Raw genomic sequence first — 25,217 nt, forward strand, 5'->3', positions numbered from 1 at the left:
CAAAATGCGATTCTTGTCACTGGCGAGGCTTTGCCTCGCCCTCGGGGCCGCGACGGTCGCCGCTGCTTCCTTGGCTCAAGGCAGCGCCACACCCTATCCGACTAAGCCCATCACGCTGGTCGTTCCCTATCCCGCGGGCGGAGTTGCCGACCAGACAGCGCGGCTGGTCGGCCAGAAACTTCAGGACTCCTTGCATCAGCCTGTGGTCGTTGACAATCGGACTGGAGCAGGCGGGATGGTGGGGGCCCGTGCTGTGGCCCGCGCTCCGGCCGACGGGTACACGATTCTGTTGGGGGTCTCCGGATTGGTGCTCCAGCCTCTGCTGGTACAAACCGCCACGGTCGATCCCTTCAAGGAACTCGCACCAATCACGCTCATCGCTCGCCTCCCCCTGCTGCTCGCTGTGCCAAAGAGTGGGCCACCTTCGCTCGAGGAATTCGTGCGTCAGGCCAAGGCCGATCCTCGTCGCTTCAGCATCGGCAACTATGGCGTGGGTACACCGTCGCACTTGTTGGGGATCATGCTCAATCAACAAGCGGGAATGGACTTGCCTCTCATCGCCTTTCAAGGAAGCGCGCCGTTGGCCACCAACTTGATAGGCGAGCAGGTGAGCGCAGGTTTCATCGACAGCGTAACCGCGCGTCAGTTCGGAGAAAAGTTCCGCTTCTTGGCCGTCACCGGCACTCGGCGACTTCCAGGTCTGCCTGAACTGCGAAACTTCCGTGAGTTGGGCTACCGCTCGTTTGAGCAAGATGGCTGGCTAGGTGTTCTCGCGCCGGCTGGCACACCCAAGCCAATCATCGCAAAACTCTCAAGCGAGTTGGCCAAGATCATCGCAACGCCTGAAGTGGCCGCAAAGATCGAGAGCATGGGGATCAGTCCCGTTGGCAGCACGCCGGAGGAACTCTTGACTGTCATGCGGAACGACGCAGATGTGTACGGGAAAGTCATTCGCAGTGCAAACATCCAGCTGAACTGAGCGCACGCGTCCGCATGTCTTGCAGGGGCCCGGCCATCGCCGCGCTGCCGGACCCAGCGAGCAGTTGTGAGCCGACCGCGCTTAGTCCACCCCACGCGACGGTCCCGCTTGAACGAACGAACCGACCGCGGGTTCGCGTCGCAATCTGTCCAACACTTGCTCGCTACCGAGCCCTGCGAGCCTCAATGCTTAAGGTGAATATTCGTGAACTCCTCTTCCGAGAAGCCGTATCCGTTGAAAGGTGTGCGTGTCCTTGACCTAGGGACCATGCTCGCAGGACCCGTGGCAGCCACCTTGCTGGGTGACTTTGGCGCCGACGTAATCAAAGTCGAACAGCCTACAGGAGGGGACACGCTCAGGAAGCTGGGGCCGTTCGCAGATGGCGAGAGTCTGAGCTGGCACATAGAAGGCAGAAATAAGAAGTCAGTAACGATCGACCTGCGGGTTTCTGCCGGGCAAAAGTTGCTCCTCGAGTTGGCTTCCAAGGCGGATGTCGTAGTTGAGAACTTCCGTCCGGGCACGATGGAGAAATGGGGGATTGGGTATGACACACTTAGCAAGGTCAATCCCAGGTTGATCTTGCTCAGCATTTCTGGCTATGGGCAAACCGGTCCCTACTCTTCTCGAGCGGCCTATGACCGGATCGCCTTGGCTTTCGCCGGCATCCTAAATATTACGGGATACCCTGACCGCCCTCCGGTCAGGCCGGGGGTCGCAATGGCCGACTATCAGGCTGCAATTTTTGGTGCATTCGGCGCCATGCTTGCGCTCTACGGGCGCGACGCCGCCGGGGGCACTGGACAGCACATCGACTTGGCGCTTTACGAAGCGGTCTTCCGCTTCACCGATGTCATGGTGACTGCCTACGAGAAATCTGGTGCCAAACGGGAGCGTCAGGGCAATAAGCACTTCGCCGCTGCCCCCGGGGATCATTTCCCAACTTCCGATGGGCGATATATTGCTCTGACGGTGTCCGCGGACACTGTCTTTAAGCGCCTTTGCGATCTAATGGGAATGCCGTCGTTGGCCACGGACGAAAGGTTCACCAGTCACGCCCTCCGCGTCGAGAATTTGGACGCGATCAACGCAATAGTGGCAGATTGGATATTCCAGCAACCTGTCGCGGCTCTTATCGCGTCGCTCGAGAAGGCAGGGCTTGCTTTTTCCCTGATCCTGTCCGTGCAAGAAATCGCCGAGAACGAACACTACAACGCGCGTGGCAGTATTGCGACGATGGACCATCCACGTCTAGGCCCGTTGAAGGTCCCAGCGGTCGTCCCCAGAATGTCGAATACGCCAACTCGAAAGCTTGAGCCGGCCCCGGAGTTGGGCGAGCATACGGCGGAAATTCTCGCTGATTGGTTGGGAATGGACGCGCTTGCTATTGACACGTTGACATCCCATGGAGTGATTTCAACGCCGAAAACTGGGAAGGGCTGAACTCGTTGGAGGTGTTGTGCACTGCTAGCGTGCTTTTCTTCAGTCTCTCGCCCTTCGGCAAGGAGCGCACGGCGCTTGAATCTGTGAGGCCGTCGGGCGGCGCTCCATGCCCTTCGTGCAGATCAAGAACATTGAGCATCAGTCCGTGTTGTCGCTACATCGAGCTCGCAAGGGTTCGTCAAGGCCCGCACCGCAGGCCAAACAGATCCGCGGCCTGCTGGGCGAGTTCGGACTGATCGCTGGGGACGTCCATGCACGTTCATTCCCGTCGAAGACGAAATCATCTGTAATAGTCCGATCAGTGCCGTTGTCGCTGCCGACGGACCGGGTCTGCTGAGCGTCAGACGGGGACGTTGATGACGGGCTGGAGCAGCGCGAAGGCGACCCGCCAAGCGCGCCCGTCGGCATGGACGGTGGCCGTGCGCTGGTTGATGCGCGTGACCTGTCCAACGTGTCGCTGCAGGTTCTGGTCGACGAAGCTCACGCGCTGGCCGACATGGACGTTTTCGCGCCGCGAGACCTCTGGCGGTGGGCTGGGCTTTGATTGGGTTGGAGCCGCGCCTTGCTCTCCCTTCGGCGTCGCGGTCGGATCCGTGGTCATGATGGCCGCGTACGGCAAGCTGAACTGCTTGGCGCTGGCCTCGTCGAGTACCGTCACTCGATCGTTCTTCATGGACACGACCCTGACCTTGCGCCACTTGCCATCACCCCAGTCCAGGTAGTGGACCTGCTGGCCGAGATGCAATTGGCTGCGCGCCTGGACGATGCGCCGCGGGTCGGCCAGCAGTTGCTCGATCACCCAGCTGAGGTGGTACAGCTCGGCGCTGGTGGCCATGGGCAAGTCTTCGATCCGCGAGATGCTCAGCATGGGCGTCATTTTGCCCGGCGCGCCGGACTCAGGCGGCTTGAGCGAGGTCCTCGTGCCGGGCGGGGCGCGCCTGCTGGAGCTGCGGCGCCACGATCCAGGGCAGCAACTCGTCGATACGGTTGACTGGGTGGTCGGCGATGCGATCGAGCACGTGACGCAGATACGCCTGAGGGTCGATCCCGCTGAGCTTTGCCGTGCCGATCAAGGTGTAAATCACCGCTGCGCTGTGACCGCCAGTGTCCGATCCCAGATGCAAATAATTTTTTCTTCCGATCGCGACGCCTCGCAACGCACGCTCGGCGGCATTGTTATGTGCCTCGATCCGCCCGTCATCCAGGAAGCGCGTGAGTGCCGTCCAGTTGCCAAGCGTGTAGCCGATGGCCAGCGCCATGGGCGCTTTCGCCGAGAGCTGCGCCAAGGCGGTGTTCAGCCAGAGCTTCAGATCGTCGAGCATCGGGCGCGTACGCGCCTGCCGCACCCGCAGGCGCTCCTCAGGGGGCTTGCCATTGATCTCGGCCTCCACCTTGAAGAGCTTGCCGATGCGCAGCAGCGCCTGGTGCGCCAAGGTGCCGGCCAGCTTGTGCTGGCGTTCGTGGATGTCCCACACCTTACGGCGCGCGTGGCTCCAGCATGCAGCCTCGATGACCTGGCCGTTCTCGTAGAGTGGGTGATAGCCGGCGAAGGCGTCCGCTTGCAGGATGCCCCGGAAGCTCTCCAGATGGCGCACGGGATGTTCGCCCTTGCGGTTAGCCGAGTACTGGAACCAAACCGCAGGAGCGGCCGGCTCGCCACTAGGTCGATCATCGCGCACGTAGACCCACAGCCGCCCGGTGCGCGCCTGGCTGCCCTTGCCGCCGAGCACCCGGATGGGCGTGTCGTCGCCGTGAATCTTCCCGGCGCGTAGAACATACCGGCCCACCGCGTCGGCCAGAGGCGTCATCAAACGTGCGGCCTGGCCAACCCAATCCGTCAGCGTGGAGCGCGACAGCTCCACACCCTCGCGGGCATAGATCTGGCACAGCCGATACAGGGGTGTGTGGTCGGCGAACTTGCTCGTCAGCATGTGGGCGAGCAGGCCGCTGCCGGCCAGGCCGCGTGCAATGGGGCGGCTCGCGGCTGGCGCCTGCGAGATCGTACGGCAGCCGCCACAGGCCAGCTTGGGGCGAACATGCCGCACCACGTGGAAGGTGCCGGGTTCGTAATCGAGAACCTCCGAGACGTCCTGGCCAATCTCGCGCAGCCCACTGCCGCAGGTTTCGCACTTGCAACCGCCGGCTTCGCTGGGCATGTGCATCACGGTGCGCCGCGGCAGATGATCGGGCAGTCCACGCGCGGCGGCTTGCTGGCGGGCCTTGCGCTTGTCGCGAGCGTCCTGCAGCGAGCTGATGTTGGCCGTACCTTGCGCACCGTCCGCGGCGTTCTCGGTGTCGATCGCCGGAGCAGTTTCGAACGGCACGGGCGGCGATGCCTGCCCACCCACCAGTTCGAGTTGAGCGTGCTCGAGCTGCTCGCTGGAGCGGCCGTACTTCATGCGCCGCAGATAGGCCAGCTCAACCTTCAGCTTGTCGATGGTGAGCAGCGCGATCTTCAACGCCTCCTGCGAACGCAGCACCTCGCCGCTGAGGGCGGCGTTGCTGGCGAGCAGTTCTTCGGGAGTCACAGCATGACTGTGCCAGGCACACCCGGCACCACCAACGGGAGTTGCCCTGTCAACGTCGATGTGTCGGCTATGCCGCGGCGCGTGGCCGCCAGGTCCGTTCGGGGCGGCGCCAATCGATGCCCTCCAGCAGCATCGACAGCTGTGCCGCGCTCAGCGCGATCGAACCGGATTCGGCCTGCGGCCAGACGAAGCGGCCGCGCTCCAGCCGCCGGGCCAGCAGGTACATGCCGTCTCCATCGCTCCACAGCAGCTTGACCAGATCCCCGCGGCGGCCGCGGAAGACGAAGACGTGACCACCGTAAGGATCTTCAGTGAGCACGGTCTGCACTTTGACGGCGAGCGAGTCCATGCCGCAGCGCATGTCGGTGACCCCCGCGGCCAGCCAGATCCGGGTGCCCGCGCGTGGGCCGATCATGCCGATTGGCGCAGCGCGCGCAAGACGCTGCACAGACTGGCTTCGTCGACAGTACCGCGCAGGCGAAGGTGGGCTCCGGCGAGCTCCAGTTCGATGACGCCTGGACGCGACGAGCGATTCGTCGCCGGCGCCAACCCGGACGACTCCTGCGCGCCTTGCTCTGCGAGCATCTCCTCAGCGGGGCCAGCAAGCCGCACAGGCAACAACACCGCGGATTCCGCAGACCTGGCCACGGTCCCTGCGCGCGCGTGCTCGCGCCGCCAGGTGAACAACAAGTTGGCATTGATGCCATGCTCCCGCGCAACGGCCGATGCCGACGCCCCGGGTTGCATGCTCTGCTCGACGAGCTTGGCCTTGAACGCTCGATCGTGATGCCGCCGTCTCGGCTCCGCCTCACTCTTCATGATGTACATGCACTCCTGTTGATGGACACCTATTGGTGCGCCATTTCTTCAGGTCACATGCTGTCTGGCCTCGCCAAGTTAAACAAGAACGGCCTACGTCGGACTATTACAATCATCTGAAGCCGCAATGCCGAGATGGGGAGCCTTGCCAGCTTTCGGCTTCCTTGCCCGTGGTGGTCCGCGATATGAGCGCATTCCTCAGCGCGTGAAGATGGCACGGTTCGATCGGCCCAGCGTTGGCCAGTGTGGACAACTTCAGAACCATGAAGGCAATGCGACCCCCGATCGACACTTCAAACTCTCCACCCGTGGATACTTAAATTCCTCCAGGCAGGACGAGGGTTGCATTATTGATCGGTCATGCGTCGGCGGCGATCGCCAGGCGTGCGGCGGCCTCCTTGAGTCGATAGCCCCTGCCCTCGAACTCGAGCACCATGGCACGATGCATGAATCGATCGAGGATGGTAGTGCCCATGGTCGCGTCGCCGCTGCCCCTCATTCCGGGCTCAGCGCTTTCGGGCGCGCGCCACTTTGTGCAGCAACTCCAACAGCATGTGCCGCTCGCCTTCGCTCAAGTGCTTGAGGAGGTCGCGATCGGCCAGCAGCAGCCGCTCAGTTGCCGTGGCAACGAGTTCGGCGCCCTTGCGTGTGACACCTACATTCTGAGTCCGGCGGTCAGCCTCGTTGCGCTCGCGCTTAAGCAGCCCGCGCTTCTCAAGACGATCCAGCCAGATGGTGACCCCAGGGGCCGTGATCCCCAGCGCTTTCGCCAGCTTCGTCGCCGTCACAGGGGCGTTTTCGTGAACCAGTTGAAGGATCGTGAATTCGACCGGCCGCAGGCGCAGCGGCTTGCCCGCGACGCTCACAAAGGCTTCTGTTGTGAGGATCGCGGCCTGCGCGAGCTGGTAGCCGAGCAGCCGGTGCATACCTCCTTCGTCAAGGCCGCCCAGGGGGGTGAGTTCATCGACTTGTCGTTCTTCTCGAATCATGCGGCCATTCTCGCCGGGACAGTGCCCGTCCGCGCGGGGGATCGATTAACAAACTAAGTTTGTTAACGGAGCCGCGTTTCCTCAGGGAAATCACCGAGATATGGGCCAAAGTACTTAAGTATATTAAGTAACTACATGGAGCCCGCGAGGCGGCTGATCGCCTCTCTCTCCATCTCGGCCCCCGGCAGCACTTTGGATCCAGCGCACCGCATTGCCGGGACAAGGAACATCGACTGGAGCAATCCAATGACCACTCATCCGTTCGCCGTCGCCCGCCCGAAGCGATTCCTCGCCTGGGCCGCCATCACCGCATGCGGTGCTGCCGCCATGCTTTCCGCCTGCGGCGGCGGGGGCGGTGGCAGCGGCATCGCGAGCGTCACCGCCACCGCCCTCCCGCAGCTCGCAGCAGCGCAGCCCGGCAAGCTCGCGAACTGCACATCACTGAGCGGATTCACCTTCGCCAACACGACCGTCACGTCCGCGACTCTGGTGGCTGCGGACGCGGTGACCTCCACCGCCGACGGCGTGACCCTGAAGCTGCCGGCCCACTGCGTCGTCGTCGGCAAGATGAATCCGCGCACTGGTATCGACGGCAAGAGCTATGCGATCAACTTCGAGATGCGATTGCCCACCAGTTGGAGCGGCCGCTTCTTCCATCAGGTCAATGGTGGCAACGATGGCTTCATCACGACCGACACCACGCGCGCCTTCGGCCGCAAGCTCGGCGGCAGCCCGACCAGCAACGGTTTGATCGAGGGCTTCGCGGTGCTGACCTCCGATGCCGGCCATGCGCCGGACAGCGCCTCATACCCCAACGATCCGGCCACCGGGCTGGGCATCTCCGGTCAGGTCTTCGGCCTCGACCCGCAGGCGCGCAAGGACTATGGCTACGCCGCCGTGGGTTCGCTCACGCCGATGGCCAAGAGCCTCATCGCCGCCGCCTACGGCCGCGGGCCCGATCGTTCCTACATGGTGGGGGCATCCAATGGGGGGCGCCACGCGATGGTGGCCGCGGCCCGCTTTGCGGCCGACTACGACGGCATCCTGGCGGGATCACCCGGCTTCAACCTACCCAAGTCCCGCATCGCGGAGGAATGGGCCAACCAGATCCTGATGGCTGCCGCGACCTCCGTGGACCCGGTGACCAACCGGCCCGCCATCTGGAGCTCCCTGTCGCTGGCAGACCTCACCTACGTGAGCAATCGCGTGCTCGCCAAATGCGACGCGCTGGACGGCGTGGTCGACGGCATGGTGCAGGACGTGCAGGGGTGCCAGAGCGCGTTCTCGCTGGACAACGATGTCGCCATCTGCGCGCCAGGCCAGGCGCCCGACGGCACCTGCCTGAGCCTCGTGCAGAAGACGGCGTTGGCCAAGATCTTCGCGGGGCCGAAGAACTCGGCCGGCAAGGCCCTCTACTCCGATTGGCCCTGGACCAACGGAATCTACGGTGCCAACTGGCGCGGCTACATGACCGGCGTCACCAACGGTGCGGGCGTCGGCACGAACAAGTACGGCAATAACGTGGGCTTCGTGTCGGCGGCAGCGTTCATCTTCAGCACGCCGCCCGCCGACCCGACCGTGATGACCGGCCTGGGCTCCACAATGATCGATTGGACGTTGAACTATGACTTCGACAAGGCAGAAGCGCTGATCAACGGGACGACTCCGGTATTCACCGAATCGTCTATGTCGTTCATGACGCCCCCCGACCCCACCAACCTGACCAAGCTGCGCGATCGCGGCGCCAAGTTGATCGTGTTCCATGGCACGGCCGATCCGGTGTTCTCCTACAACGACACGATCGCCTGGTACGAGGGCCTAACGGCCGCCAACAATGGCGACGCCAGCAACTTCGCGCGCGTCTTCAACGTGGCGGGCATGACCCACACGCAAGGCGGACCGTCGACCGACCAGTTCGATTTCGTGACCGCCCTGGTCGCATGGGTCGAGCAAGGCCGGGCACCCGACAGCGTGATCGGCACGGCGCGAACCGCGGCGCAGAACCCGGACATGACCGGCTCAGGCATCGCGGCCGGCCGTACCCGCCCGTTGTGCCCATACCCGAAGTTCCCGAAGTACAAGGGAACCGGAAGTCTCGATGACGCAGCGAATTTCGCCTGTCAGTAGGCCAATTTCCAATAGCCATCCCGAAAGGCAACCTTATGGCTGGCACCGCACGCGAGCAGTGCCAGTCCCGAAACGCTCAAGCTCCTCAGCAGCGAGTTGGGCCTGCCCGTCATCGTACTGGGAGCGAGTGAGGTGCCTTGCGAGATGCAATCGAATCCGCAGTTCGCGTCGCGCTTCGGAGCGGAGGCTGCCGGCCCCATCTGTTCGCGTCATCTTTGCTAACGTCCTTTGCATCCAATCTTTCTCATGATCAATACATCTACAGCCCCCTATGCCGCGCTCCTGCTGCGTGTGACCCTCGGAGTCATGTTCTTGGCTCATGTTGGCCTAAAGCTGTTTGTCTTTTCCGTTCCAGGATTCGTCGGCTACTTTGCCTCTCTGGGGCTACCGGCCGTCCTGGCGTATGCCGTGATCGCGTTGGAGCTTCTCGGCGGTTTTGCTCTGATTCTCGGCATTTATGCTCCGATAGTCGCGTTGCCTCTGGCACTTGAGATGCTCGGCACGATTGCCCTCGTGCATCGCGCCAATGGCTGGCTCTTCACCAACAAGGGCGGCGGCTGGGAATATCCTGCGTTCTGGGCCGTCGGCCTGGTTGCGCTGTTCTTGCTCGGTGATGGCGTCTTGGCACTGAAAACTGCGAAGAAGGCGCGCGCCTAAGTGCATTGTCGCGCCGTCGCGACCCGTTCGGACTTGATTTTCTGTGCCTCGGCAATTGAGCGACGAACGACAAGCGCCGAGTACGCGGTGCGTGCAATAGCGAGGTTCCTCAGCTTTCCGAGAATGAGGTCCTTCGCTTTTTCGGCGAGCCATGCCTTGATTCGTTGCTGCAAGGTGCGCAACTGCGCTTTGCTGGTGTAGGCGTCAGGCACTGCATGTGCCAGTCGATCCATGAGTGCCTTCGCCATGGTCGTGGGCTCGGCTTCAAGCCAACCTTCGACGACTTGCCAAGCATGCTCAAAGGGACCTGGTCGCGCTCTCCACCACCGCTCGGCTGCCGGCTTCGTTCGGTGTGTCGGGCGCACCTCGGCGTCCTTCCACGCGGTGGCCAGGCCCTGAAGGAACGTGGACAGGTCGGGCATTGCCGAACAGGGCAATCTTTTCAAGCATTGAAGGGAGCTCCCGGCTGCTCGCGCGGCGTTAAGCGACAGGATAGTGGACAGGATGGATCTGACCGTGTTGGGCGGATCGGTCGGGACTAAATTCTCAAGTGACCCCGCGTCGGGCTTGTTGGGTTGCCAACCACCCCGAGTGCCTTGAAGGCAATGACTGCGGAGCGGCTGATTCAGTTTGCGCATGTGCTCGCGCATCGGAGGCGCCGTTCTGATATCCGCGCGTCAAAGCGCCATGACGAGTTCCGGCGCGGCCGTGAAGAGGTCGGCCACGAGGCCGTAGTCAGCCACCGAGAAGATCGGGCCTCTTCGTCCTTGTTGATCGCGACGATGACCTTGGGTCCTTCATGGCCGCGAGCTGCTGGATGGCGCCAGAGATGCCTACTGCGATGTACCGCTGTGGGGCGACGATCTTGCCGGTCTGCCCACTTGCCAGTCGTTTGGGGGCATAGCCCGCGTCCACGGCTGCGCGGGTAGCGCCGAGGGCGACTCAGAGCTTGTCTGCGAGAGGCGTCATCACTCCGTTGAACTTTTCGGCGCAGCCGAGCGCCTGGCCGCCCGAGACGATGATCTTGGCTGCCCGTCAGTTCGGGGCGATCGCTCTTCGTGTCTTCTCGGCCCACGAAGCTATTGCCGCTGTCGGCAACGCCTTCCGCGTTCTCGACGGCTGCGCTGCCGCCGGTGGCGGCTGCGGCATCAAAGCCGGTCGTGCGCACGGTGACGACCTTGATCGGATCTGCGCTCTGCACGGTGGCAATCGCGGTGCCCGCATAGATCGGATGCTTGAACGTGTCGGCGCTGTCCACCTTGAAGTTCCCTGGGAAACCGGGCAGTTCTGAACTACAGGCTGGCCGCTTCCTCGTCATGACGATGACGCAGTGGACGTAGCAGGCGTTGACTCTTGAAGAACCGATTGGCGCCGCCCGAACACACGGCGTTACGCACTTGATCTGCACCAGACGTTGGCGTCGAGGAAGGTGCTCGCGCCGGAACTTCATCGGACTGTCCATTGAGCATCTGGGCTCTGCGCACTTGGTAGCGCTCCGGGGCAGGAGCGGCGTAGTGGCACATGAGCAAAAAGGCTGTTGACAGCCAAGAACGGCCGTCCTTAGAATTATCGGAAGCCGTTTCCGATTATCGGAAATCAATCAAAAGGACCCAAGATGAAGCGTGACGTGGCAACGACAAAGCTGGTCAAGCCGAAGGTGGCCGATAAGGACACCAGCCTATCCATCGTGAAGGCCGCGGCTATCCTGAGAGAAATAGGTAACTCCTCCGAGGGGCGAACCTTGATGGAGGTCGTCGCGGCCACGGGCATTTCGACCACCGTGTGCTTTCGTATGCTGTCGACGTTGGAAGCGGAGCGCTTCGTTGACAAGGAGGCGGCGACGGGTCGATACAAGCTTGGCTTCGGGCTGATCGCTCTCACCCGTCACACCCTGCACCAGCAGTTGATCGGGACCCTAACGGCGAAGATGCTGGCAGACGCGGCCCGAGAACTGAGTGACGTGGCGTTGTTGATGGTCCCCGATGGCGAGAAGGCCTTGTGTATCGATCGCAAAGAGGGCGACGCACCGGTCATCTCGCTCGGCACGCACATCGGGAGCCGCCAACCCATGCATTTGGGCGGCGGCCCCTTCGCCATCCTCGCCTTCTCGCCCGACGATTTCGTCGATGAATACCTCGCGCGGTCGCTCGAGAAGAAGACTTCCCGTTCGGTCGTTGACCCCAAGAAGATCCGCACGCGCATCAACGAGGCAAGGGCACGTGGCTACACGGTCGGCGACGAGGACATCTACGAACACCTGGTGGCAATCGGTGTGCCGATCTTTGGCCCGAACGGAGCCCTGCTCGGCTCCATCAGTGTGGGTGGTGTCAAGCCGCGCTACACAGAAAAGCGCATCAAGGAAGTCGGCGAGTGGCTGGTCGCCAAGGCAAGAAGTCTTTAACCATCGAGGAGTGCATTTATGAAACGGAATATTCCCGGCATCGGTTGGGCCTCGAGGCTCAAGGCGGTTTTTGTCATGGTGCTGGCGGTCGGGAGTCTGGCCATCGTCGGGCCGTCTTGGGCGGCAACGAAAACCGTGCGTGCGGTGATGCATGCGCCGCTACGAATTCTCGATCCGGTGACGACCACCGCCTACATTACACGTGACTACGGCTACATGGTCTATGACACGCTGGTGGCCATGGATGAGAACTTCGAAGTCCGGCCGCAGATGGCCGACTGGAAAGTCTCGCCCGACAACCTCGTCTACACCTTCACGCTGAGAGACGGCTTGTTGTGGCACGACGGAACGCCAGTGACGGCCGAGGACTGCATTGCTTCGCTCGAGCGCTGGCGCCAGCGCGACAGCATGGGGCAGAAGCTCTTCTCCTACATAAGCAGCATCACGGCCACCACGCCCAAGGTCATCACGATCACGATGAAGGAGCCGGTGGGCTTCGTTCTGCAGGCATTGGGCAAGCCGTCGTCACTGGTACCTTTCATGATGCCGAAACGCATCGCGAGCACGCCGGCGACGACAGCCATCACCGAGTCGATTGGATCTGGGCCCTTCAAGTTCGTGAAGGAGGAGTTCCAGCCCGGTGTCAAAGCGGTGTTCGTGAAGAATGAGAAGTACGTCCCGCGCAGCGAGAAGTCCAGTTGGGCCGCAGGGGGCAAAGCCGTGAAGGTGGATCGCGTCGAGTGGGTTGTAGTGCCAGACGCCCAGACCGCCATCAACGCCCTCACCTCCGGGGAGATCGACTACATCGACGAGCCGCAGATCGATCTCCTCAAGCTGCTTGAAGGCGAGAAGTCGGTGGTCATCGGCAATCCGAACCCCTATGGCCTCCAGGTCGTCGGGCGGATGAACTTTCTCAATCCGCCATTCGACAATGTCAAGGTTCGCCGCGCAGCGATGCTGGCGCTCAAGCAAGAGAACTTCCTGGCAGCGATCGCGGGAGACTCGAAGTTCTACAAGGTCTGCGGTGCGATGTTTGTTTGCGGAACGCCGCTCGCCACCGACGTGGGTTCCGAGACCTTGGTCAAGGGCGGGGGCATGGCCGAAGCCAAGAAAGTGCTGAAGGAGTCAGGTTATGACGGCACGCCAATCCGCATCATTCACCCGACGGACGTGAACACGCAGAAGACGCAGCCGGTGATCGCGATGCAACTGCTCAAGGAGGCCGGCTTCAAGGTTGAACTGATTACGCTTGACTGGCAGGCGGCCCTGGGCATGCGCAACAACCAGAAGCCGGCCAGCGAAGGCGGCTGGAACATGTTCTTCTCGGCCTGGGGTGGCGCGGATGTTTCAAATCCGCTCACGAGCCCGACGTTGAACGCCACCGGCAAGAACGGCAGCGCCTGGGCAGGTTGGCCGGAGGATGCCGACATTGAAGCGCTCCGGGACAAGTTCGGCCGCGCCAAGACGCCCGAGGAGCGCAAAGCCATTGCGGTCGATCTGCAGAGGCTGGCCTACGAGCGGGTGATCTACGTCCCACTGGGACAACTCGCGACACCTGCCGCATGGAGCGCCAAGCTCAAGAACGTGCCGGCGGGACCTGCCTCGCCGTACTTCTGGGGCGTGGAAAAAGCCGACTGACGGCACCGCGGCCAAGGGTCGCATGAAGGGGCGATCCCGCGCTGCCCACATTCCCAGGCCAACCGATCTTTCCTCTCTTTGCAGTCCGTGCCGCCTGCGCTGGCGACACGGATTGGCGGAGCACTGCCATGTTGATTTACTTGATGCGTCGGATCCTTGCTGCGATTCCCGTCATGGGCGCCGTCGCAGTCATGATCTTTCTGCTTCTGCGGCTAACGCCTGGTGATCCCGCTGCCATCATTGCGGGTGACAACGTCCAGCCGCAACAGCTTGCGATGATTCGCGAGCAGCTTGGACTGAACGAAGCCTTGTACATCCAGTTCTTCCGCTGGATCGGGCATCTTCTTCAGGGCGATTTCGGTACCTCGATCATTTCCGGAACGCCAGTCCTGCAGATGATTCAGAGTCGTCTTGAGCCGACCCTCTGCGTCGCGGTCGCCACGCTCATCCTGTCGAACCTGATCGCCGTTCCGCTCGGTGTGTTGGCAGCGGCTCATCGCGGAAGCTGGATTGATCGCGCCGTAGTCGCTGTATCCGTCATCGGATTCTCGGTTCCGGTTTTCGTCATCGGCTACGCGCTGATCCAGGTGTTCTCGGTCCAGCTCAAGTGGCTACCAGTGCAAGGCTTTAAAAGCATCTCCGATGGGTTGGTACCCTTTGCAGAGCGGATTGTCCTGCCGACGCTGACACTGACCTTGCTGTACATCGCTCTCATCACGCGCATCACGCGTACGAGCCTGCTGGAAGTACTGGGCGAGGACTACATCCGGACCGCACGCGCCAAGGGAATCGGTCAGTTGGCCGTGCTATTGCGCCACGCGCTTCGCAATGCCGCCGTACCCATCATCACGGTGGTGGGCATCGGCTTGGCTCTTCTGATCACGGGTGTCGTGGTCACAGAGAGCGTCTTCAACTTGCCCGGCATCGGGCGCCTCACGATCGACGCGGTGCTGGCACGGGACTACCCGGTGATCCAGGCCATCACGCTGTTGTCGAGCATGCTGTACGTCGTCATCAACCTCTTGATCGACCTGAGCTACGCCTTGCTCGATCCGCGGATTCGCTACTGATGAACCACGCCGCCCCCCTCACTCTACCTCCCGGCTCAAACACTGCTGTGGAGGCCGTCGTACGCTACTGCGTGCGCAATCCGCTCGTGGCGCTGTCTGCGCTGCTCTTGGTCGCAATCGTCCTGGTGGCCATCTTTGCGCCGTGGCTCTCGCCCCACGACCCCTTCGAGCTGCAACCTGTCATGCGCCTGAGGCCAGCTAGTGAAACCCACTGGCTGGGCACGGATGCCTATGGTCGAGACCTGCTGTCGCGGATCTTCTACGGTGCGCGGATCTCGCTGGTCATCGGCTTGGGGGCGGCACTGCTAAGCGTCGCCATCGGGATGATGCTCGGCCTCATCGCCGGCTACATGCGCAGGGTCGATGCGGTGCTGATGCGATTCGTCGACGGGATGATGGCGATCCCGAACACACTGCTTGCCATCTCGATCGTCACGCTCGTCGGCGCGAACATCTGGACAGTCATGCTCGCGATCACGATTCCCGAGGTTCCGCGCGTGATCCGGCTTGTGAGATCGGTCACGCTCGGGACGCGGGAGGAGGCCTATGTTGAGGCGGCGATCACGCTCGGCAGTTCGACCTCGCGCATCCTGTGGCGCCATTTGATGCCCAACACCATCGCGCCCCTGATCGTGCAGGGTAGCTATGTCTGCGCGTCGGCGATCCTGACGGAATCCATCCTTTCCTTCCTCGGCGCAGGTATCAACCCGGTTACGCCGACGTGGGGCAACATCATGGCGGATGGGCGAGCGTATTTCCGCATCATGCCCGGTTTGATCTTCTGGCCCGGCCTGTGCGTGTCGCTCACCATCTTGTCGATCAACCTGATTGGCGATGCGGCACGCGATGCACTGGATCCTCGGATGGCGAAGCGGGGGGTTGGACGATGAGCAAGATCACGAAGGAGCCCATCCTGCAAATCAGCGACCTGTGCGTGGCCGTGGAGCGCGCGGACGGTCGGAAGGTCATCGACGGCATCTCGCTCGAAATACGTGAAGGCGAGATGCTCTGTGTGGTGGGGGAGTCGGGCTCAGGCAAGTCCGTCACCTCGCTTTCAGTCATGGGCCTGCTGCCAAGGGGCAGCCTGATGCCGGCGGGTGGCAGTATCCGACTAGAGGGCGAGGAGTTGCTCGGGGCCTCAGAGAAGCGCCTCGAGGCGCTGCGCGCCACCTCGATGGCGATGGTCTTCCAGGAACCGGTGACAGCGCTGAATCCCGTGGCCAGGGTGGGCGACCAGATCGATGAGGTGCTCAAGGCTCACACGCCGCTGCGTGGCGCGGAGCGCAGGAAACGCATCCTGGCAATGCTGGAAGAGGTTCATCTGCCGAACGTAGATCGCATCTATCGCTCCTACCCGCATCAACTCTCTGGCGGCCAGCGGCAGCGGATCATGATCGCGATGGCGCTCATCCTGCGCCCGCGCCTGCTGATCGCGGACGAGCCCACGACAGCGCTCGATGTCACGACGCAAAAGCAGATCCTCTCGTTGATCCGTGAATTGCGCGACAACCGGGGCACGGCGGTGCTGTTCATCACGCACGACATGGGCGTCGTGGCAGAGATCGCCGATCGCGTGGCCGTCATGCGCCAAGGTAGCCTCGTGGAAACAGGGCCGCTCGACCAGATCCTGCGCTATCCCGCCGAAGCCTACACGCGCAGGCTTCTGTCTGCCGTGCCCAGCCTGGTGCCGCGCACAGCGGTGGGGGCCGCTGATGCAGAGGTGCTCCTTCAGATTAACGACCTCGGAAAGACCTATAGCACTCGCTCGCTGTTGGGCAAGGTGAGAGAGGTCAAGGCGGCGGCCGATGTGACGCTCGCGGTGCGCCGCGGTCAGACCCTTGGAATCGTCGGCGAATCGGGTTCGGGCAAGTCGACGGTGGGCCGCTGCGCAATTCGTCTCATTGAGCCGAGCGAGGGCTCGATCCTTGTCGGCGGGCAAGACATCTCGCGACTGCGGGGCGCGGCCCTGAAACAGCACCGCCGCCGCATCCAGGTCGTCTTCCAAGACCCGTACCGTTCCCTCAACCCGCGAGTCCGCGTTGGTGAATCGGTCATCGAAGGATTGATCAATTTCGGCATGGCGCGCGCCCAGGCCTTGGCGGAAGCCGCCGCACTGCTCGAGATGGTGGGGCTTCCGGCGGATGCGGTATCGCGCTATCCGCATCAGTTCTCAGGTGGTCAGAGGCAGCGCATCGCCATCGCGCGCGCGCTGGCGATGAAACCGGACATCTTGATCGCCGACGAGGCCGTCTCGGCCCTTGATGTCTCGGTTCAGGCGCAGGTCCTGGAACTGCTCAACGACGTCCAACGGAGGCTGGGTGTTGGCACGCTGTTCATCACGCACGATCTCCGCGTGGCGGCACAGATCTGCGATGAGATTGTCGTGATGAAAAGCGGCCGAATCGTCGAACAAGGCCCGACGTCCGAAGTTCTCGTCGACCCGAAGGATCCATATACGCGTAGCCTGATCCAGGCGGCGCCCGGGCGGCATTGGGATTTCCCAAACTTCCGCCCCGTGGAACCGGCGCAGGGCGGCGGATCGCTTGCCCGTGTGATCGCGTCGCCGCCAATGGTGGAGGCACTGTGACTTCTTTCAGCGACTACGCCAACTACGATGCCGTCGGCCTCGCCGAGCTTGTGCGACGCAAAGATGTTCATCCCTCTGAGATCGTCGAAGCGGCGATCGAGCGCATCGAGCGCCACAATCCGGCCCTCAACGCCGTCGTGTTCACAGCGTTCGAAGAGGCACGTGAGCGTGCGAAGTGTGTGTCGATGAACCTGCCGTTCGCGGGTGTTCCAATGCTCTTGAAGGACATTGGCGCGCAAAGAAGCGGGTGGCCTACGCGCCAAGGCGCGAACTTGACGCCGGCGACAGCTTCCTCCCGCGATTCGACCATCGTGCGTCGCTACGAAGAAGCCGGCGCCGTTCTTCTGGGCAAGACCAACGTCCCGGAATTCGGAATCATGGCCATCACCGAGCCGGCGCTGTACGGTCCGGCACGCAACCCTTGGAACCTCGCTCATTCGCCAGGTGGCTCATCCGGCGGATCTGCCGCGGCGGTGGCGGCAGGCCTGGTCCCGATCGCCCATGCAGGTGATGGGGGCGGTTCGATCCGCATACCGGCCTCCTGCTGCGGTCTAGTGGGACTGAAGCCCACGCGCGCTCGAACGCCGGTGGGCCCCGAACTGGGTGACATCATGAATGGCATCGTCATCGACCACGTGCTTACGCGCACGGTCCGTGACTCGGCTGCCATGCTGGACGTTACGGCGGGCGCGGAGCCCGGTGATCCCTATGCCGCACCCGCCGCCGCAATGAGCTTCGTCGACGCCATGCACCGCTGCAGGCAGCCTTTGCGGATCGGCTTCGCAACCGGTGACCTCTACGGCAACGCCGCCAGCTCCGAGAGCAAGGCGGCGGTGCATCGCGCGGCCCAACTTTGCGAGCAACTCGGGCACGTGGTCGAGGAATCCTCGCCAGATCTTGGCATGCCGTATGAAGCCGTCCGAGCCGCCTTCGAGCAGATCTGGATCTCAGGGCACGCAATGCTGATGCAACAGGCGGCCGCCCTCACTGTCGGCCGCGAGCCAAGAAGGGAAGACCTCCAGGGCATGGTCTGGTCCGTCTACGAAGCGGGCGTGCGGGTCAGTGCGATCGATTATCAGAAGTCATGGATGACGTTGCATGCTGCCGCGCGACGCGTCGCTGCATGGCACGCCAACTACGACGTATGGATCACCCCGACGCTGAGCACTCCGCCATGGCCCATTGGTCATCTGGATCTCGAGAAGACGGACCGGCGCAGCGCCTATCAGCCAATGCGTGAGTACTGCCCTTACACCGGACTGCAGAACATGACGGGCCAGCCGGCAATCAGCCTACCACTGCACCGATCGTCTGGTGGCCTGCCCATGGGTGTGCACTTCGTCGGCTCCGTCGGCGCAGAGGACACGCTGCTCGGACTGGCCGCCCAACTCGAAGAGGCGCAGCCTTGGAATGCGCTCAAGCCCGCGATCTGGAACTGATCGTTCGCCCATCCTCACGACGGACCTCATCTGATGAAACCAACCAATCTCCCATCCGATCGGACCATGACGATCTCGGTGATCCAGTTCACCGCGATCGACAACAGCGAGTCAAACCTGGCGAGCATGCGCCGACTGCTCGACGTTGCGGGTCGGCGCCGATCCGACCTTGCCGTGCTGCCCGAAGCCATGACCGGTTGTGGTGCGAGCCATCCCACAGCCTACCAGCGTATCGCCGAGCCGATCCCCGGTCCGACGACTGACATGCTGTGCGCCAAGGCGCGCGAGCACGGCATGTACATCACGGGATCGATGTTCGAGCGGTCAGCGGATGGGAAGATCTACAACACCGCGCCGCTCATCTCGCCTGCCGGCGAGATCGTCGGCTGCTACAGGAAGACGCACCTATTTTCACCGGGCAGCGGCCCCGATATTGCCAATGGGCTGAGCGAGGCGCAGAAGATCACCGCGGGTGATTCGCTCCATGTGTTCGACATCGGCAAGTGCCGGCTCGGCATTGCGATCTGCGCAGATCTACGCTTCCACGAGGTGATCCGCGAACTCGCGTTGCAAGGCGCCGAAGTGATCGCCTTGCCGACCGCCTTTCCTAATCCGAGGCTCGACCATTGGGAGTTCACCCTGCGCACGCGCGCCACTGATAACCAACTCTTCATCGCGGCCACAGGCATGTATGGCCAGGAGCCGATCTCTGGGGCGCGTTTCGTCGGTCGCAGCATGGTGGTGGATCCATGGGGCATCGTGCTCACCTGCGCCTCGGACGGTGAAGTCTGCGCCACGACCGAGATCGATCTGGGCGATGTCCAGAAGGTGCGCGACTGGTACCCGCTGGGCGATCTGCGCCGTCCCGAACTCTATGTTGCTCAGGCCGCCCTGAGCGCACGGCACGCCAAGGCATCCGCGACCTGCAACTAACCGAGGAATCATTGTGCATGTGAACAAACGATCAATGATCGTGACGCCCCAACCGGAGGCGTCCGAGGCCGGTGCGGAGATTCTCCGCGCGGGAGGTAATGCCGTCGATGCTGCTATCGCGAGCGCGCTGGTCCAGGGCGTTGTGGACCCTTTGATGTGCGGCGTGGCTGGTTTCGGCAGCATGGCCATCTACCTCCCCGAACGAAACTACCACGGCTACATCGATTTCCATTCGCCCGCGCCAGCGGCGGCGCGCCCAGAGATGTGGGAAGCACTGATCCAGTCTGAGACACGCGACGGATATGGCTTCATTCTCAAGGGCCGCGTGAACGACATTGGCTACCAGTCGGTGTGCGTTCCCGCATCGCTCAGGGCCTACCATGAAGCGCAGGTCGAATTCGGAACGCTCAGCTGGGAAGAGGTTCTGCAGCCTGCGATTGCCTGGGCGGAAAAAGGTTGGCTGGTACGTCCGCACATGCACTGGTTCTGGACGCAAGAAGACCAGATGGGGCGGGTGTCGAATCCTGAACGCCTGGCTTTCAGCGCGACGGGACGGCGCTTGTACTGCCGGGACGACGGAACGCCCAAGCAGGTCGGTGACCGGGTCAACAACCCGGACCTCGCAAACACCTTGCATCTGATCGCGCGGCACGGCGTCGAGATTTTCTACGAGGGCGAGATCGCCGGGCGTATCGCTGAGGACATGCGCAAGAATGGTGGACTGGTTTCGCGCGAGGACCTGGCCGCCTACCGGCCGCTGCGCAGCGACCCGGTCTGGGGGACCTACCGGGATTTCTCCGTATCGAGCAATCAGCCGCCCGGTGGCGGCTTGATGCTGATCGAGATGCTCAACATCCTGGAAAACTTCGACCTGCGCGCGCTGGAGCACAACTCGGCGGACTACATGCGAGTCGTCGCGGAGGCGATGAAGCGCGCCACGTGCGACAAGGATGTGCACGTCGGCGATCCCAGATTCGTGTCGGTGCCGATGGAGGCGTTGCTGTCCAAGGACTACGCGCGCAAGATGGCTGATGAGATCCGTCGCGGCGTTCGGTGCGAGGTCCCGCGCTTCAACGGCGGCCTGCCATCGAAGGATACGACGCACCTGTGCGTGGTGGACGCCGCCGGCGGCTGCGTCAACATGACTCATTCCCTGGGTATGCCTTCGGGCGTCATCACCGAGGGACTGGGCTTCATGTACAACGGCTGCATGGGCGTCTTCGACCCGCGCCCCGGGCGCGCCGGGTCCATCGCGCCCGGCAAGGCGCGCTTTAGCTCCATCTGCCCCTCGATCGTGTTCAAGAATGACAGGCCGTGCCTGGTGATCGGTGCACCCGGGGCCACACAGATCGCCATGGGCGTGCTGCAGGCCACCCTCAACGTGCTCGATTTCGGCATGACGATGACCGAGGCAGTCAGCGCGCCGCGCTTCTCCGCCACGAGCAACGCGGTTGACGTTTCCAACCGGATCTCCTTCCGCGCCACCGACGAGCTTACGGCGCAAGGCTATGAGGTCGTGCGAAGCCCCTATGGCTTCGGATTTGCCGCGGTGCATGGCATCAAGGTCGCACCTGACGGATTGGACGGCGCTGCCGATCCGGGTCACGACGGAGTTGCCATGGCTGTCTGACCGCCTGAGCGCGCGCTCTCTCTTCTTCTCACCCGCTGCCGAATCCGCCCGACAGGGCGGGTCAGCCGCTGCTTTTTCTCAAAGGAACACACCATGAACGTTACCCAGGTTCACAACTTCACGACCGACATGCTCATCGACGGCAAGCTGGTGCAGGGGGAAGGCCAACGCGAGGCAATCCTCGATCCGTCGACCGGTACACGGATCGCCGAAGTCCGAGAGGCCTCGCCGGAACAGGTCGACCAAGCGGTCGCTGCGGCGAAGAAGGCCTTCCCATTGTGGTCGCAGATGACGCCGGGCGCGCGATCTGCGTTGCTCTTGAAGATTGCCGACAAGATCGAGCAGCAGGGCACGGACTTCGCGCGCGTCGAATCGCTCAATGTCGGCAAGCCCTACGTGCGCATGCTGAACGATGAGATTCCCGGCATCGTCGACAACATCCGCTTCTTTGCCGGGGCTGCGCGCTGCATGACGGGCCTTGCGGCCGGCGAGTATGTGCCTGGCCATACGAGCGTCATCCGCCGCGATCCGCTGGGCGTGATCGGTTCGATCGCGCCGTGGAATTTTCCGCTTGCGATGGCAACCTGGAAGATCTTCGCTCCGATCGTCGTCGGCAACACGGTGGTGATGAAGCCCTCGGAGCAAACGCCCCTGACCGCCTTGAAACTGGGCAGCCTGCTGGCGCAGATGCTTCCAGCGGGTGTGGTCAATATCGTGACGGGGCAGGGTGCTTCGGTGGGTGCGCAGCTGTGCGGCCACCCTGGCGTCGCGATGACGTCGATCACCGGTGACATTGCGACCGGCCAGAAGGTGCTACAGGCCGCAACCGGTAACCTCAAGCGCACGCATCTCGAGCTCGGCGGCAAGGCGCCGGTCATCGTGATGGACGACGCAGATCTTGATGCTGCCGTCGCTTCCGTACGCAGTGCCGGCTTCTACAACGCCGGACAGGATTGCTGTGCAGCCTGCCGCGTGTACGTGCATGAGAAGGTGTACGACAAGTTCGTGGCCGCACTTCATGGCGCAGTGAAGACCATCCGTCTCGGTTCGCCTGCAGACGAGGACACTGAACTCGGACCCCTCGTGAGCGCGCGTCAGCGCGATCGCGTGGCCGGGTTCGTGGAACGCGCGGCCGACCTGACGCATGTTGAGCTGCTCACCGGTGGGCGCAGCCCCGAGCGCCCCGGATTCTTCTATGAGCCCACGATCCTCGCGGGTGCAAGGCACGACGACGAGATTGTCCAGCGTGAGGTGTTCGGTCCGGTCGTGTCGGTAACGCCCTTCAAGACGATGGAGCAGGTGCTGGAATGGGCGAACGACAGCCGCTACGGACTGGCATCGTCCGTCTGGACTCGCGACGTCAAGACGGCCGGTCATCTGAGCGCACGGCTGCAGTACGGCACGACCTGGGTCAACCAGCACTTCACGCTGATCAGCGAGATGCCGCACGGCGGCATGAAGATGTCCGGCTACGGCAAGGATCAGTCGATCTTCAGTCTGGAGGACTACACCGCGATCCGCCACGTGATGATGAACTTCGGGTGAGACTTGGCGTGACCACCCTGAGTTCCATCTTCGGTGCTTGCCTGACGCAGGGGCTGCCACCGACCCCGCAGGGTCTGGTCGAGGCCCTGGTGCGGGAGCGCTATGGCGTCGATGCCCGGGCGGTCCGGCTGGCCAGCGAGCGCGATGAGTTGTTCTTGCTGACCGCGGCGGATGGCGGCAGATTGGTGCTTCGCTTCGCCCATCCTGCCGACGATCCCTCCGTGCTCGATATGCAGGTGCAAGCGCTGCAGTGGATCGCTGCAGCGGATTCGACCCTCCCGATCCCGGCATTGCTCAAGGACAGTGAGGGTTGCATCGCGCGACCGGTTTCGGTGGGCGACGCTGCGCCGCGCGTCATGACTTTGAGCAGCTTTCTCGAAGGACAGCTTCTCTCGAAGGCGCCACGATCCAGTCGTCAGCGACGCGCGCTCGGCGCCGCCATTGCGAGCTTCGACACGGCATTGCAAGACTTTGCCCATCAAGGCGCTGATCACGAACTGTTGTGGGACATACAGCGTGCCGCCTTTCTCAATGAAATCATTCCGGAAACGACGATCTCAGGCTCGAACCCGCCCAGGCCGTGGAATCTGGTGCGCGACGCATTGCGTCATTTCGAGGCCGAGGTTCAGCCGCGCCTTGCCGGACTGCGAGCCCAGGTGATCCACGGCGACTTCAATCCCCACAACGTAATGGTGCGAGCGGATGATCCTGGCATCGTTAGCGGGATCATGGACTTCGGCGACATGGTGCGCGCGCCGCTCGTGAATGACCTGGCTATCGCAGCCTGTTACCACCTCGACGGCGAGGCGATGCATTCGGTCGCTGACATCGTGACGGGCTTCCACAGCGTGCTGCCGCTGCGGCCGGAGGAGCTCGATCTTTTCATCGACCTCATGGCCACGCGATTGTGCGCGGCCGTGGCGATCACGGAATGGCGCGCACGCGCCAATCCGGGCAACAGCACCTACATCCTCAAGAACACCACCATCGCCTGGCAGGGCCTCCAGCGTCTCGCGGAGATGGATCGTGCGCAGGCATCGAACACGCTGCGCGATGCCTGCTACATGGAGAGAACCACATGAACATGCCTTTGATGATCAATTCCTTCGACCCTGCCCACGCAGAAGACCTTAGCCCGGTCGTCGAAAAACTGCTGGAGCGACGTACTCGCGTTCTTGGACCTTCCTACAAGCTCTTCTACGAACGACCTGTGCACGTTGTGCGAAGCGAAGGCGTGTGGCTCTACGACGAGGAGGGGGAGCCCTATCTTGACGTCTACAACAACGTTCCCTCTGTCGGTCACTGCCATCCTGCGGTGGTGGAGGCCGTCACGCGTCAGATGGGGGTTCTGAACACTCATACCCGTTACCTCTACGACATCGTTCTGACGTACGCAGAAAAGCTGCTGGCGACTTTCCCGAGTGAGCTGTCCAACGTGATGTTCACCTGCACCGGGAGCGAATCGTCGGACCTGGCGGTTCGGGTCGCCAAGCGCTACACAAGGGCGCAGGGCATTGTCGTCACGGCGAACGGATACCACGGCATCACCGCGGCGATCGCGGAGATGTCCCCGTCCCTCGGCAATGGTGTCCCGTTGGGCAACCACGTGCGCACGGTGGCGGCGCCTGATGCATACCGCGCTGGCGGGCGCGACGTAGGTGAGTGTTTCGGCCAGGCGGTTGAGGCTGCCATCGCCGATCTTGCACGCCACGGCATTCGACCGGCCGCGCTAGTGACGGACACCATCTTCTCCAGTGACGGCGTCTTCTCGGATCCGCCCGGGTTCCTGCAGCGGGGGGTCGAGGCCATGCGCGCGGCCGGCGGTCTCTTCATCGCCGACGAGGTACAGCCTGGATTCGCCCGCACGGGCGATGCGATGTGGGGCTTCCAGCGTCACGGCGTCGTCCCCGACCTGGTCACGATGGGTAAGCCGATGGGCAACGGCCTGCCCATCGGTGGTGTGGTAGCGCGCCCCCACCTGCTGGCGGAGTTCGCTCGGGATGCTCGTTACTTCAATACCTTTGGCGGCAACCCGGTGTGCTGCGCCGCGGCCAATGCCGTTCTCGATGTCATCCAGCAGGAAGGACTGATGGCGCAAGCGGCGCGGGTCGGGGCTTTCCTTCAGAAGGGGCTGTGCGAACTGGCAGCGGACTATCCCCAAATCGGCGATGTCCGGGGTGCAGGCCTCTTCATCGGAGCCGAGTTCGTGAAGGACCCCGTCACACGCGAGCCGCATGCTGACCTTGCGCTTCATGTGGTGAACAGGCTGCGTGACCGCAAGGTATTGATCAGCGCGTCGAGTCCTTTCGGCAACGTGCTGAAGATCAGGCCGCCGCTTCCGTTCACCGAAGCGAACGCCGCCTACTTCCTTGAAATTCTTGCAGATGTAATGGCTGACGCCCGCAGGCTGGGCCATGCACTTTGAAACCGGAGCG

At 62.8% G+C, this 25,217-nt stretch carries 22 protein-coding genes and 3 pseudogenes; 17 read left to right on the forward strand and 8 right to left on the reverse strand.

The window, feature by feature from the left end:
- Positions 1 to 4 precede the first annotated feature (4 nt).
- The 3 genes and pseudogenes from VAR608DRAFT_RS20325 to VAR608DRAFT_RS38080 all read left to right on the forward strand — a co-directional run.
- Positions 5 to 979 carry a Bug family tripartite tricarboxylate transporter substrate binding protein gene (locus tag VAR608DRAFT_RS20325; protein ID WP_088955701.1) on the forward strand — a complete coding sequence of 325 codons (975 nt, stop codon included), beginning with the start codon at positions 5 to 7 and terminating at the stop codon, positions 977 to 979.
- A 204-nt stretch (positions 980 to 1,183) separates the two neighbouring features.
- The gene (locus VAR608DRAFT_RS20330; protein ID WP_231972905.1) at positions 1,184 to 2,419 is read left to right on the forward strand and encodes a CaiB/BaiF CoA transferase family protein; all 1,236 of its coding nucleotides are present in this window, start codon (positions 1,184 to 1,186) and stop codon (positions 2,417 to 2,419) included.
- A gap of 79 nt (positions 2,420 to 2,498) precedes the next feature.
- Positions 2,499 to 2,657 (forward strand): annotated as a pseudogene (locus VAR608DRAFT_RS38080) (IS110 family transposase); the annotation flags it as partial.
- 102 nt (positions 2,658 to 2,759) lie between these two features.
- Here VAR608DRAFT_RS38080 and VAR608DRAFT_RS20340 read toward each other — a convergent pair.
- The 6 genes and pseudogenes from VAR608DRAFT_RS20340 to VAR608DRAFT_RS20360 all read right to left on the reverse strand — a co-directional run bounded on the left by VAR608DRAFT_RS20340 (position 2,760) and on the right by VAR608DRAFT_RS20360 (position 6,755).
- Entirely contained in the window at positions 2,760 to 3,254 is a 495-nt protein-coding gene (locus VAR608DRAFT_RS20340; protein WP_231972906.1) for a hypothetical protein, read from the reverse strand.
- A 61-nt stretch (positions 3,255 to 3,315) separates the two neighbouring features.
- Positions 3,316 to 4,947 (reverse strand): IS66 family transposase, encoded by a 1,632-nt coding sequence (gene tnpC, locus VAR608DRAFT_RS20345; protein WP_088952443.1) that lies wholly within the window; start codon positions 4,945 to 4,947, stop codon positions 3,316 to 3,318.
- Positions 4,948 to 5,014: 67 nt separating this feature from the next.
- A complete protein-coding gene (tnpB, locus tag VAR608DRAFT_RS20350; RefSeq protein ID WP_088952444.1) occupies positions 5,015 to 5,362 on the reverse strand; it encodes an IS66 family insertion sequence element accessory protein TnpB in 348 nt (115 codons plus the stop codon).
- Complete coding sequence (gene tnpA / locus VAR608DRAFT_RS20355; RefSeq protein ID WP_088952445.1) at positions 5,359 to 5,775, reverse strand: IS66-like element accessory protein TnpA; 417 nt, start codon at positions 5,773 to 5,775, stop codon at positions 5,359 to 5,361. The genes tnpB and tnpA overlap by 4 nt, the downstream gene beginning before the upstream one ends.
- Positions 5,776 to 6,124: 349 nt before the next feature.
- Positions 6,125 to 6,253: pseudogene (locus VAR608DRAFT_RS37170) on the reverse strand (ATP-binding protein); the annotation flags it as partial.
- Between the two features lie 19 nt (positions 6,254 to 6,272).
- The gene (locus VAR608DRAFT_RS20360; RefSeq protein ID WP_231972907.1) at positions 6,273 to 6,755 is read right to left on the reverse strand and encodes a MarR family winged helix-turn-helix transcriptional regulator; all 483 of its coding nucleotides are present in this window, start codon (positions 6,753 to 6,755) and stop codon (positions 6,273 to 6,275) included.
- A gap of 246 nt (positions 6,756 to 7,001) precedes the next feature.
- Here VAR608DRAFT_RS20360 and VAR608DRAFT_RS20365 point away from each other — a divergent pair, with 246 nt between their 5' ends.
- From VAR608DRAFT_RS20365 to VAR608DRAFT_RS20370, 3 genes are read left to right on the forward strand one after another with little or no spacing between them, the layout of a single operon-like run.
- On the forward strand, positions 7,002 to 8,882 hold the full coding sequence (locus VAR608DRAFT_RS20365) for a tannase/feruloyl esterase family alpha/beta hydrolase (protein ID WP_088955705.1): 1,881 nt from the start codon (positions 7,002 to 7,004) through the stop codon (positions 8,880 to 8,882).
- A 39-nt stretch (positions 8,883 to 8,921) separates the two neighbouring features.
- On the forward strand, positions 8,922 to 9,104 hold the full coding sequence (locus tag VAR608DRAFT_RS38580) for a TniB family NTP-binding protein (RefSeq protein ID WP_443082959.1): 183 nt from the start codon (positions 8,922 to 8,924) through the stop codon (positions 9,102 to 9,104).
- Positions 9,105 to 9,128: 24 nt separating this feature from the next.
- The gene (locus VAR608DRAFT_RS20370) at positions 9,129 to 9,539 is read left to right on the forward strand and encodes a DoxX family protein (protein ID WP_088955706.1); all 411 of its coding nucleotides are present in this window, start codon (positions 9,129 to 9,131) and stop codon (positions 9,537 to 9,539) included.
- On the opposite strand, the gene VAR608DRAFT_RS20375 is transcribed toward VAR608DRAFT_RS20370, so the two are convergent.
- Together VAR608DRAFT_RS20375 and VAR608DRAFT_RS20380 are read right to left on the reverse strand one after the other, a co-directional pair.
- Complete coding sequence (locus VAR608DRAFT_RS20375; RefSeq protein WP_088955707.1) at positions 9,536 to 9,961, reverse strand: hypothetical protein; 426 nt, start codon at positions 9,959 to 9,961, stop codon at positions 9,536 to 9,538. The two genes, VAR608DRAFT_RS20370 and VAR608DRAFT_RS20375, sit on opposite strands and share 4 nt — an antisense overlap.
- Positions 9,962 to 10,216: 255 nt before the next feature.
- Positions 10,217 to 10,800, reverse strand: a pseudogene (locus tag VAR608DRAFT_RS20380) (electron transfer flavoprotein subunit alpha/FixB family protein); the annotation flags it as partial.
- A gap of 354 nt (positions 10,801 to 11,154) precedes the next feature.
- On the opposite strand from VAR608DRAFT_RS20380, the gene VAR608DRAFT_RS20385 reads away from it, so the two are divergent.
- From VAR608DRAFT_RS20385 to VAR608DRAFT_RS20435, 11 genes are all read left to right on the forward strand, one after another.
- The gene (locus tag VAR608DRAFT_RS20385; protein ID WP_088955708.1) at positions 11,155 to 11,940 is read left to right on the forward strand and encodes an IclR family transcriptional regulator; all 786 of its coding nucleotides are present in this window, start codon (positions 11,155 to 11,157) and stop codon (positions 11,938 to 11,940) included.
- Between the two features lie 75 nt (positions 11,941 to 12,015).
- Positions 12,016 to 13,578 carry an ABC transporter substrate-binding protein gene (locus tag VAR608DRAFT_RS20390; RefSeq protein ID WP_197700397.1) on the forward strand — a complete coding sequence of 521 codons (1,563 nt, stop codon included), beginning with the start codon at positions 12,016 to 12,018 and terminating at the stop codon, positions 13,576 to 13,578.
- A gap of 128 nt (positions 13,579 to 13,706) precedes the next feature.
- Positions 13,707 to 14,648: an ABC transporter permease gene (locus tag VAR608DRAFT_RS20395; RefSeq protein ID WP_088955710.1), complete on the forward strand. Its 942-nt coding sequence runs from the start codon at positions 13,707 to 13,709 to the stop codon at positions 14,646 to 14,648.
- A complete protein-coding gene (locus VAR608DRAFT_RS20400; protein ID WP_088955711.1) occupies positions 14,648 to 15,538 on the forward strand; it encodes an ABC transporter permease in 891 nt (296 codons plus the stop codon). The genes VAR608DRAFT_RS20395 and VAR608DRAFT_RS20400 overlap by 1 nt, the downstream gene beginning before the upstream one ends.
- Positions 15,535 to 17,235: an ABC transporter ATP-binding protein gene (locus VAR608DRAFT_RS20405; protein WP_088955712.1), complete on the forward strand. Its 1,701-nt coding sequence runs from the start codon at positions 15,535 to 15,537 to the stop codon at positions 17,233 to 17,235. The genes VAR608DRAFT_RS20400 and VAR608DRAFT_RS20405 overlap by 4 nt, the downstream gene beginning before the upstream one ends.
- On the forward strand, positions 17,232 to 18,674 hold the full coding sequence (locus VAR608DRAFT_RS20410; protein ID WP_088955713.1) for an amidase: 1,443 nt from the start codon (positions 17,232 to 17,234) through the stop codon (positions 18,672 to 18,674). The genes VAR608DRAFT_RS20405 and VAR608DRAFT_RS20410 overlap by 4 nt, the downstream gene beginning before the upstream one ends.
- A 66-nt stretch (positions 18,675 to 18,740) precedes the next feature.
- Positions 18,741 to 19,607 (forward strand): carbon-nitrogen hydrolase family protein, encoded by an 867-nt coding sequence (locus tag VAR608DRAFT_RS20415; protein WP_157731068.1) that lies wholly within the window; start codon positions 18,741 to 18,743, stop codon positions 19,605 to 19,607.
- Between the two features lie 34 nt (positions 19,608 to 19,641).
- The gene (gene ggt, locus VAR608DRAFT_RS20420; protein WP_172843882.1) at positions 19,642 to 21,237 is read left to right on the forward strand and encodes a gamma-glutamyltransferase; all 1,596 of its coding nucleotides are present in this window, start codon (positions 19,642 to 19,644) and stop codon (positions 21,235 to 21,237) included.
- Positions 21,238 to 21,366: 129 nt separating this feature from the next.
- Positions 21,367 to 22,782 carry a gamma-aminobutyraldehyde dehydrogenase gene (locus VAR608DRAFT_RS20425; RefSeq protein WP_197700398.1) on the forward strand — a complete coding sequence of 472 codons (1,416 nt, stop codon included), beginning with the start codon at positions 21,367 to 21,369 and terminating at the stop codon, positions 22,780 to 22,782.
- Between the two features lie 8 nt (positions 22,783 to 22,790).
- Positions 22,791 to 23,864, forward strand: coding sequence for a phosphotransferase (locus VAR608DRAFT_RS20430; RefSeq protein ID WP_157731069.1), 1,074 nt, complete (start codon positions 22,791 to 22,793; stop codon positions 23,862 to 23,864).
- Positions 23,865 to 23,866: 2 nt separating this feature from the next.
- Entirely contained in the window at positions 23,867 to 25,207 is a 1,341-nt protein-coding gene (locus VAR608DRAFT_RS20435) for an aspartate aminotransferase family protein (protein ID WP_443082960.1), read from the forward strand.
- The last annotated feature ends 10 nt before the right edge of the window (positions 25,208 to 25,217 follow it).

Origin of the sequence: Variovorax sp. HW608 (genome assembly GCF_900090195.1) — a bacterium.
Lineage (GTDB): Bacteria > Pseudomonadota > Gammaproteobacteria > Burkholderiales > Burkholderiaceae_C > Variovorax.